Below are 9,824 nucleotides of genomic sequence, written 5' to 3'. Positions count from 1 at the left end.
CAGTTCTCCAGACCATCTGGGCGAGTTAAATGGAACACGTTCTAAACCTAACCCAGACAGCCCGGTCGCCAGGCGGTTTTAGAAAAATCGTCAATATTTGCTACTCGCCGCCCGGTGGGCGATGCACTGTGGCGTTCCCGCCACCGCGACCCCCGTTAACATAGCGAATTAGCCACTAACGCTTGGACCGCGACGTGTTTCGCCGATACGTACGCAGCCACCACCGCTGATTACGCCCACCACCTTCGTGGAGGCAATATTTGCTGAGGAGTGAACCTTTCCCGCCCGGCCGCCCACTTCGCAGCACCAGGCCGACCTCTACGAGCCTTCAGCGAGACAAATGCAACTCATAGAAATCTGCTGAGCAGCAGCACAGCATTTCGCCCGGCGAACGGGAACTAATGGTCGTCACCGGAACCGAGTTGAAGGCAAACGTGCCATCACCCGCCCCGGGTCACCCGCAGTGGGTGATGTCTCCGACCGAAAGCACCCCGTACCCATGCCAAGACTCGTACGGTTGGGAAATACCGTAGAGCCCGGATCTGCGACCGTGGATCGTGCGAGCGCACGCCACGACCGGCCACCCGTGTCGGTCGCGATCCGAGGCCGTCGGTCTTTCCGCACCCGTACCGTCTAGTAGCTAGGGATCACGCAAAGTGACTGCCGCGAAAACCGAACTGCCGCCCGGCCCTCCACTTCCCATGGTGGTGCAGTCCACGTTGATGGCAAGCTTCGGTCTACGCTTCCTGCGCGCGTGCCAGCGCCGCTACGGGAACATGTTCCGGCTGCGTATTCCGTTGTCGGGCACGGTCGTCTACCTTGCCGACCCTGCCGACATCAAGACGGTGTACGCCGGTGACCCTCGGGTCTTTCATTCCGGCGAAGCACATTGGTTTTTCCGCGGTCTCCTCGGCGAGAGCTCGCTGTTTGTGCTCGACGAGGACGCGCACCACTCCCTGCGCCGCCTGACGATGCCGGCATTTCATCGCGACGCCGTCGCGCAGCAGGCTGCTCAGATGGTCGAGATCGCCGCAGAGAACGTCGCCGGGTGGCCGGTCGGAAAGAGCTTCCCGGTGGCACCCATGACGACGGAGATCACGCTCGAGGTGATCCTGCGAACAGTCATCGGCGCCAGCGACCCCGCGCGACTGGCCGCGCTGCGCCGGGTGGTGCCGCGGTTGCTCTACATGAAACCCTGGGAGACACCGGCGATTACGAAACCGAGCCTGCGGCGCCATCGCCCGTGGCGAGGCGTCGGCCGGCGATTCGAGGAAGCTGACGCCCTGCTCTACGCCGAGATCGCCGACCGGCGTGCCGACCCCGACCTCGAGCACCGTACCGACGTGCTGGCCATGCTGGTCCGCGCCACCGACGACGACGGTCGCACCATGTCCGACAGCGAACTGCGCGACCAGCTCCTGACCGCGATCGCGGCCGGACACGAGACCACCGCGACGGCACTGTCCTGGGCGTTGGAGCGACTGACCCGCCACCCGGAGGCACTGGCCAAGGCGGTGCGGGCCGCCGATGCCAGCGCGGCAGGCGACGCGTCCGGCGACGAGTACCTCGACGCCGTGGTCAAGGAGACGTTGCGGATCCGTCCGGTGCTGTTCAGCTCCGGACGGGTTCTCAAGGAGCCGACCGAGATCGGTGGCTATCGGTTGCCGGCCGGCATCATGGTGGACCCGGCCATCGGGCTGGTGCACGCGAGCGCCGAGGTGTACCCCGATCCGGATCGATTCGACCCGGATCGAATGCTCGACGCCTCCCTCAGCCCCACCACCTGGCTCCCTTTCGGTGGCGGAAACCGCCGCTGCCTCGGTGCCACCTTCGCCATGGTGGAGATACGGCTCGTCCTCCGTGAGATCCTGCGCCGGGTCGAATTGAGCACGACTGCTGCGGCTGACGAAAAGCAGCGGGCGAAGCACGTCACGTTCGTTCCGCATCGTGGCGGGATGATCCATGTCCGCGCGATCCGAGATGCCGAGCCGCCATCGCAGGCCGCAACACCACAACACTGCCCCGCCAGCGCTCATGGTTCACGTGACTCGCCGGAGTAACGCGGAAAGCTCCGATCAGAGCTGTGTCACAGCCGGCCGACGCCGGCAAGTTTCTCCACGAGATCTGCCGCGGTCGCGATACTTTCGGCAGGCTGGGTCATCTGGGCGGCGACCTCGCGCGCTCGGGCGGCATATTGCGGCTCGAGGATCGTGCGCAGGTCGGCAACCAGGCTCTTCTCCGTCGTGCCCGAAAAGCGCCGGGCCGTACCCACTTTCAGCACCTTGACCCGGCGCCCCCACAGCGTCTGATCGAGATCGGTCGACAGGATCAACGTGGGAACCCCCGCGCGCAGGCCCGCGGCGGTGGTGCCCAATCCGCCATGGTGCACCACCGCGCGACAACCGGGAAACGCCGTCGCGAAATTCATCGTGCCGACGATCTTGACGTGCTCGGACCGGGGAAGGTGGCTCAGGTCGGTTCCGGCCGCACACACCAGCGCCCGCTCTCCGAGCTGTGCGCAGGCCGAGTTGATCATCGCGAGTGTTTTCGCGCCCGATTCCATCGGCAAGCTGCCGAAGCCGAAGAATATCGGTGGTGGCCCCGCCGCGATCCACCTGGCGACCTCTTCGTCTGAATCACCTGGCAGATTCATCGTCAGGGCACCGACGAAGGGCCGCTGACCGGACCATTGCGCCCATTCGTCGGCCAACCCGGGAAAGCAGGCTTCGTCGTACCCCTGGATCTCCAGGCAACCGCGTTCGGTGAGCCGCCACGGCGAGGGCGAGGTGGCCTTCGGCAACGCCAGTTCGCCTCGCTGTATGCCCTCGACTTTCCTTGCGTTGCGCCAGGCAATCCATTCGGACACTCGCATCGCCGTTCGGCCCAGCCGCCCCGGCAGGAACGGCACGAACTGGCCATTGGCGCGAAGCGGGAACAGATGCAATGTGGCCAACGGAATGTCGTAGTACTCAGCGACGTTGCCGGCGGCATCCTCGAAATTCACCCCGGTGAACAGCAGGTCGGCATCTTCGGCGAGCGACGTCAAAGTGGCAATGATGTCCTTCCAGCACTGGTGGAACGGCGCCACCACTTCCCGTCGCAACCTGATCATCTCGCGGACCTTCCAGAAGTTCCGGAAGAAGTGGGTCCAGAAGTCGCGGTGCGCATCCAGCACCGCCTGCAGATCCGGCCCGTACGGGATCGCTGTCGGCCCGGCCGCCTCGGCAAAGCCGACGAGGTCGGGCGGGACAGCCATGTGCACGTCGTGTCCGCGTCGTAGCAGCTCACGGCCCACGGCGACACACGGCTCGATGTCACCGCGGGTTCCGTAGCTTGCCAGGACAATCTTCATTGCAGATTCTGGCCTCTCACGTCCCTTGCGCGCCCGCGAAAATGACAGCCGGAGCTCTTGCGGACGACGCTCAACTGCTCGGCAGCATAACGCGGCCGGCACGCCGTCGACGTGAGATCCAGAACGATCCAACGCCTTTCGCTATTTACGCCAGAGCACAGCAGTCCCGTCGATATCTACGATCTCGGCGGTGATCCCGTGCTCCGCACGGTAGTCGGTGACGGCTTGCCGACATGGCTCGAGATCGTGATAGTCGTCGATGATGCAGAAGCCCTGTGGGGACAGCCGCGGGTAGAGCGCGTCGAGTGCCTGGATCGTGGATTCGTACAGATCGCCGTCGATCCGCAGCACCGCAATGCGATCGATCGGCGCGTCTTTAAGGGTGTCCTTGAACCAACCGGGCAGGAAGCGGACCTGGTCGTCCATCAGTCCGTAGCGCTCGAAGTTCGCCCTGACCTCAGTTTCTGGCACGCCCAGTATGCCGGCCAGGCTCTGCGTCCTGAGCCCCTTGTCGGCGATGTAGTTGTCGGGGTCGGCAGGTGGCAGGCCCTGGAACGAGTCCGCCACCCAGACGCTTCGTGTCTGATCCCCATAGGCGGCCAGTACGGCACGCATCAGGATGCAGGCCCCGCCCCGCCACACACCACATTCGATCAGGTCGCCGGGGATGTCCTCCGCGAGTACAGTCTCGACACACTGCTGAAGACTGGTCAGTCGTTGCATTCCGATCATCGTCTCGGCCTCCGCCGGCCAATCGATGCCCAAGTCCCGCTTGTGCCGGACGAGGGTGCTGCGATTCTCGTTCGGAGTCGCGCGGGCAAGTCGATGCGCCCCACCGCGAACCATCATGCGATTGAGGGTCTTGAAGTAGAGCCGTCGCCTCAGCGTCCACTCGGCGGGCATTCGTTCCGGCATCCCGTACCTCGTGAGGTTGCCTCGGATCAGATCGAGGTACAGCGATCGAACATCGTGGTCGGTCACGTGAAATTGGGCCCCCAGCTCGTATTCCAGTAAGTTCGAGTGACTCTAGCCTCGAACCGGCGCTAGCCGGATCGGTTTGCTGATTGAGTATGGGGAAATTGACCCGCACGATGGCACGACGACGAAAGCGCAGCGGGCCAACCGGTGCCCGAATCGCAAGATCGACTGTGAGAGAGAAGATTTCCGGTGGCCGGCCGCTCCCACTGGTCCGATACCTCAGATTGCCTGTAGGACGAATCCCGTCTGGTCGCCCCGTCCCTGTCGGTTGAGCAATTGTGCGCGTTTTTCCCACGCCCAGAGCTGCTTGGGTCCGAACATCCGCAGTATCTTCGGATCGGTCACCGGGACATCACGCCGATAGGCTTCACTGCCGAGAAACTGGCCCAAATTCGAGTCATCGAACGTCCGAACCACTCGCATTCCAGCCCGTTCGGCCGCCACCGCCATTCCCTGCCGCGAGGGTATGACCATGTGCCGCGGTGCATCGGCCTGCACCCAATCGGCCCGGTAGGTGCTCCACGCTTCCGACGAAGTCGTGGGCACACGAGCCAGGCACATGCCTCCGGCGGCGAGCTTGCCGTACGCCACCTTGAGGGTCTCGACCGGGTCGGGAACGTGTTCGAGCGAATGATTGAACATGATGAGGTCGAATTTGCCGTCGACATCGCGCAGATCTGCCTTCATCAGCGGCACACCTTCAGCAGATCGGCCATCGGCCTCGATGAACGGGTCCGCGCCGACCAAGTTGTTGAATCCAATTCTGGTCAGACGGTCCAGCAGTCCCCCGGTGCCACAACCGACGTCCAGAATGCGCGAGTCGTGGTCCACGGCCAATTGAGCGAGCATCCTGACGACGTCGCCGCCGAGGAGCACACGGAAGAGCCCTTCGGTCAGACGCGCCTTCATGAATGCACCGACGATCGGATTGCCGCCGCGCAGCTTGTACTCGTCATGCTGTGTGACCAGCCATCGAAACGCGCCCGGTTGCGCTGACGCGCTGTGCGAGTAGTAGTTCGAGGGGTAGTGACGCATGAGGTCTTCGCCCTCAAGCTCCTTGTCGATCTGCAAGGTATCGCACGCAGCGCAGCAGAAATATTCAAATTGTTCCCGAGTACCGAACATCATCTCGCGAACGTCAATCGCCGGATGGGGGCCAGTGGATCCGCATAACCGGCAATCTCTGGTTATCGCGGACACTCGGCCATCCTCAGAGAACTCCACGCCACCGCGAGAGCATAACGTCCATAGTCTGCCGCCGGGCCGAAACCGACATGCCGGCAGGCCTGTGCATGAGCCAAGTTAGCGCTGGCAAACCGACTTTGGCGTGCCGGGAATGCATCATCAAGGACACCGTCGGTGCGAAACGAGCGGGCCGGCAGGAGCAACCGGGTAGTGTTTGGACCGTGTGGGGATCGGTGCTGGCGCTAGGAATTTTGGTTGGCCTCGATCCCATGCGCATCGGGATCACCCTTCTCGTGATCTCCCGGCCGCGACCCGTGCAGAACCTGCTGATGTTCGGTGCCGGCTGCATGGCTGCATGCATTCCTACGCTGATCGTTCCGCTGACGCTGCTGCACGCGACGCCGATGTTCAAGTCGACCGCGGAATCCTGGGCCAAGAGTTCGACCGGCGGTTACATCCAGATCGGCATGGGTGCGGTCGCGCTGACGACTGCCACAGTGCTGACGGTGCACTTCTGGGTGCGTCAGCGGGCGAAGCTACCGGCTACGGATGGTGGCGCGTCGACGATGGTCCTCGACGCCGACACCTCGACGCCGGTCTCACGACTCCTCGCCCGCGCGAAAGAAGAACCGGAAGGCGGCACATCCCTTTTCCGGCGCCTGCTGCGGCGCGGCCACGATGCCTGGGAAAGCGGAGCCCTGTGGGTCTCGTTCGTGATCGGCTTCTCATTTGCCGGGGCCCCACCCGACGTGGCTCTGTTCCTACTCGCGATCGTCGTCGTCTCCGGAGCGGCGGTCGGCACGCAGATCACCGCCGCGATCGCATTCATCGTCGGCATGCTGGCCGTTGTCGAGATCGTCCTCGTCAGCTATCTGGCCGCTCCCACGAAAACCGAAGCCGTCCTGCAACGGCTGCATGACTGGGCGTGGGCTCACCATCGAAAAATCTTGGTGGCCATGTGCATATTGGCCGGCGTCATGCTGATTGCCAAGGGTTTGAACACCATCTGAGCTGGGCACGACCCGACGGACTACGAGAGTTCGATCGACTCCGCTAGCCACCGTGCCGGGACCGGCTGGCCACCGCCACCGTCGGACCCAGGCCTCGTCGAGTCCGGAATTCGACGGTGATCGACGGGTCAGCGTGCCGGCCCAGCGCACGCAACGCCGCCGGACTGTAGGCGCGCAGGGAGCTGATGAATCCGTCGTGTTGCAGCGGCGAAACCTTTACCAGCGGCAGCACCACCGCCAACAGAAGAACGTGCAAAGGCGCCGGCGGCCTGGGGAGATCGACTATCAGCAGCTTCTTCGCCGCCCTGGTGCCCGCCGCAAACACCTGGACGGCGAGTTCGGGAGTCAGATGATGCAACGACAACGCAAACACCGCCAGGTCGTAATAGCCGTCCGGCGCGTCGATTTCGGTGGCATCCATCTCCCGGACAACGGCGCGAGGGTGACTGCCGAGATCTCCGGCGGCCATGCCCGCCACAAACGTCGGCTCGAGGTCGGTGACCGTCAGCTGCGCGGTGGGATGCATCTCCAACAGCTTGCGCGACAGCCCGCCGAGTCCCGCACCGAGTTCCAAGATCTTCGGCGCAGGCACGTCGGCCACCTCGCGAAGCACCATCCGGGCGCACTTCTCGTGGATACCGATCCGCCGCCGCCCCCCGGCACGGTCCAGAGAATCCATGACCTTGCGTTTCAGATCATCGACGTCGTCGCGATCCAGGTACTCCAGCCGGTCGGTCTGCAATCGCCGATCCAGCCAGGACGCGTCCGGCCCGCCCCGGGGCATGTTCGCGATGTCGGAGGTTCTGCTTTCCACCCAGACATCATGGGTCATCGCGGTCGTGATCCGACCAGAAGTCGTAAAGTCACCGCGATTGCGGCGTGCCAAAAGGGCTTTCACCGTGCGATGTCGTTGTGCCCGTCGGGACGATCAGCCGGCACGCTTGAGGCGACCGAGCTTTTCCAACAGGTCGGCGGTGGTCGCCACGCTTTCTGCGGGTTTGGTCATGCGAGTGGCGACCTCGCGGGCGCGAGCCGAACACTCCGGCTCGAGGACGGTACGCAGGTCCGCCACCAACGTCTTCTGGGTAGTGGCCGAAAGACGCCGAGCGGTACCCACTTTCAGTCGCTTGATCCGCGCCCCCCACAGCGTCTGATCCAGGTCCGTCGAAAGGATCAAGGTGGGAGCCCCGGCCCGCAGCCCAGCGGCAGTGGTGCCCGCGCCGCCGTGGTGCACGACGGCACGGCAAGCAGGAAAGGCAGCGGCATAGTTCATGGTGCTGACCACCTTGACGTGATCGGAATGGGGGACGTCGCTGAAGTCACTCGCGCCGGCGCACACCAACGCCCGCTCGCCCAACTCGACACATGCGGCACTGATCATGGCCAGCGTCTCGGCGCCGGAGTCCACCGGCATGCTGCCGAAACCGAAGCAGATCGGCGGGGTTCCCGCGGCGATCCAGTCGGCGACCTCGTCGTCGGTGTCGGTCGGCAACTCCATCGTCAACGCACCGACGAAGGGGCGCTGCCCATTCCATTCCGCCCATTCCTCCGCCAGCCCGGGGAAGAAGATCTCGTCGTAGGCCTGGAGCTCCAATGAGCCGCGTGCGGCAACTCTCCACGCAGAGGGACCAGTTGCCTTGGCCAAGCCAAGTTCGCGCCGCTGCGGGTCCTCCAGCCTTTTCATCATGGGCCAGCTCAGCCACTCCGACGCCTTCATCATTGTGCGAGCCAACGGAGCCGGTAGCGCCGGGACCAGCTGCCCGTTGGGCCGCATCGGGAACACATGCAACATCGCCAGCGGAATTCCGCAACCTTCCGCGACGTTGCCGGCAGCCTCCTCGCCGATCACGCCGGTAAAGAGCACATCCGCCCCGTCCACCAAAGACGTCAGCGTCTTGCTGACGTCCTGCCAGTACTGGTCGAAGAGATGCCATTCCTCGCGCAGCAAACCGGCCAGATCCCGGACCCGCCAGAAGTTCCTCCAGAACTTGCGCAAGAAGCGTGCCCAGAAATCCCGGTTCAGGTCTTGCCACACCCGCACGTCCGGTCCGCATGCAATGGCCTCCGGTCCGGCCGCCATCACGAACTCGACCAGATCGGGCGAGACGGCCATGCGCACTTCGTGACCGCGCCGCACCAGTTCACGACCGACCGCAACTCCAGGCTCTACATCACCACGCGTCCCATAGAAAGCCAGCACAAATTTCATCGCGGAGCCTCTAGCCTTTCAGTTGTCGAGCCTGTGAGCTGCCCGAAGACATCGGTCATTATCCCCATCCCCTGTCAGTTCTGTTCCAAAACGGAGCAGCTGAATCCGGAAGAGACTACGGAAGATTCGACCGATGCCCGCACGCAACCGCAGCGCGTCGGCGCCGCCGGTCCGTGCCAGAGCACGGCTTCCGTCGGAACCGCCCACGTACGGGCCGAGGTCACGTGGACCAAGATCGACCAGGTTGCCAAAGGCCCAAAAAATAATTAACTAGCAGGTAATGTTCCCCGCCGTGTGGGGCTCATTACTCGGGATGGCGATTCTGATGGCGTTCAATCCCGCGCTTCTCGCCCTCATCCTTCTCGTGATCTCGCGTCCACGGCCGGTGCATAACCTGCTCGTGTGCTGGATCGGCTGCCTCACAACGAATATTCCCGCCCTGTTGGTGCCAGTGGTGTTGCTGCACCGCGCGCCGATGTTCAGCCCTCAGACACCGGCCGCCAGCGCCGCAGCCCGGCACATCCAACTCGGGATGGGCGTCCTGGTGTTATCGGTCGCGCTGCTGATCGCAGTTCGTTACTGGGTGCGTCAGCGAGCGCAGGTGCCGACACCGGCCGGCAATGCACCAAGCGAGGTTCCGGAATCCGAGGGGACGGGCCAGATCTCGTCGCCGTTCGCCGGTGTGGGGGAAGCGACAGAAGGCGACTCCGCCATTCGCCGCCTGTTCCGCCGACTTCAACGAGCCTGGGACAGCGGCGCCCTGTGGGTCGCGTTGGTGTGCGGTCTGGGGTTCATACCAGGGTTTCCGCTGGTCCTCTTTGTGGCGACCACCGTCGTGTCCTCCGGGGCGTCGACGGGCACACAGATCATCGCCGTCATCCTGTTCGTCGTCGCGATGTTCGCCGTTTTCGAGGTCGCCGTCATCAGCCACCTGATCGCCCCGGCACGAACCCAGGCTGTCCTGCAACCGGTCCACGACTGGGCGCTGGCCAACCGACGCCAGGTGATGATAGGCATCTTCGTGATGATTGGATTGCTGCAGGTAGTGCGGGGATTGGACATCATCTGAGCGGGAAGCTCAGATGCTCAG

General features: G+C 63.9%; 8 protein-coding genes. 3 read left to right on the top strand and 5 right to left on the bottom strand.

All coding sequences use genetic code 11. The features are described from left to right. Positions 1–656 precede the first annotated feature (656 nt). The gene (locus AC4ELS_RS02225; RefSeq protein WP_082941900.1) at positions 657–2,060 is read left to right on the top strand and encodes a cytochrome P450; all 1,404 of its coding nucleotides are present in this window, start codon (positions 657–659) and stop codon (positions 2,058–2,060) included. A gap of 26 nt (positions 2,061–2,086) precedes the next feature. Here the strand turns inward: AC4ELS_RS02225 and AC4ELS_RS02220 are convergent, their stop codons facing one another. From AC4ELS_RS02220 to AC4ELS_RS02210, 3 genes are all read right to left on the bottom strand, one after another. Beyond that, positions 2,087–3,352, bottom strand: coding sequence for a glycosyltransferase (locus AC4ELS_RS02220; protein ID WP_064887253.1), 1,266 nt, complete (start codon positions 3,350–3,352; stop codon positions 2,087–2,089). 141 nt (positions 3,353–3,493) lie between these two features. Continuing rightward, a complete protein-coding gene (locus AC4ELS_RS02215) occupies positions 3,494–4,333 on the bottom strand; it encodes a TylF/MycF/NovP-related O-methyltransferase (RefSeq protein WP_064887252.1) in 840 nt (279 codons plus the stop codon). Between the two features lie 216 nt (positions 4,334–4,549). Next, a complete protein-coding gene (locus AC4ELS_RS02210; protein WP_082963460.1) occupies positions 4,550–5,458 on the bottom strand; it encodes a class I SAM-dependent methyltransferase in 909 nt (302 codons plus the stop codon). 278 nt (positions 5,459–5,736) lie between these two features. Here AC4ELS_RS02210 and AC4ELS_RS02205 point away from each other — a divergent pair, with 278 nt between their 5' ends. Beyond that, entirely contained in the window at positions 5,737–6,525 is a 789-nt protein-coding gene (locus tag AC4ELS_RS02205) for a GAP family protein (protein WP_498883269.1), read from the top strand. A gap of 43 nt (positions 6,526–6,568) precedes the next feature. Here the strand turns inward: AC4ELS_RS02205 and AC4ELS_RS02200 are convergent, their stop codons facing one another. Then, a complete protein-coding gene (locus AC4ELS_RS02200; RefSeq protein WP_064887249.1) occupies positions 6,569–7,357 on the bottom strand; it encodes a class I SAM-dependent methyltransferase in 789 nt (262 codons plus the stop codon). Between the two features lie 96 nt (positions 7,358–7,453). Further along, complete coding sequence (locus tag AC4ELS_RS02195; protein ID WP_498883268.1) at positions 7,454–8,734, bottom strand: glycosyltransferase; 1,281 nt, start codon at positions 8,732–8,734, stop codon at positions 7,454–7,456. A gap of 313 nt (positions 8,735–9,047) precedes the next feature. Between AC4ELS_RS02195 and AC4ELS_RS02190 the strand changes: the two genes are divergently transcribed. Then, positions 9,048–9,803 (top strand): GAP family protein, encoded by a 756-nt coding sequence (locus AC4ELS_RS02190; RefSeq protein WP_498883267.1) that lies wholly within the window; start codon positions 9,048–9,050, stop codon positions 9,801–9,803. Positions 9,804–9,824: the final 21 nt, after the last annotated feature.

The organism is Mycobacterium shunyiense (assembly GCF_058270035.1).
The sequence above is the reverse complement of the archived record's forward strand: the minus strand, read 5'-3'. Positions and strand labels throughout refer to the sequence as shown.

What these genes read in the sequence shown, in the direction of transcription:
- AC4ELS_RS02195 (WP_498883268.1), bottom strand. Translation starts at nt 8,734, where the DNA reads ATGAAATTTGTGCTGGCTTTCTATGGGACGCGTGGTGATGTAGAGCCT.
- AC4ELS_RS02200 (WP_064887249.1), bottom strand. Translation starts at nt 7,357, where the DNA reads ATGACCCATGATGTCTGGGTGGAAAGCAGAACCTCCGACATCGCGAAC.
- AC4ELS_RS02210 (WP_082963460.1), bottom strand. Translation starts at nt 5,458, where the DNA reads ATGATGTTCGGTACTCGGGAACAATTTGAATATTTCTGCTGCGCTGCG.
- AC4ELS_RS02220 (WP_064887253.1), bottom strand. Translation starts at nt 3,352, where the DNA reads ATGAAGATTGTCCTGGCAAGCTACGGAACCCGCGGTGACATCGAGCCG.
- AC4ELS_RS02190 (WP_498883267.1), top strand. Translation starts at nt 9,048, where the DNA reads ATGGCGATTCTGATGGCGTTCAATCCCGCGCTTCTCGCCCTCATCCTT.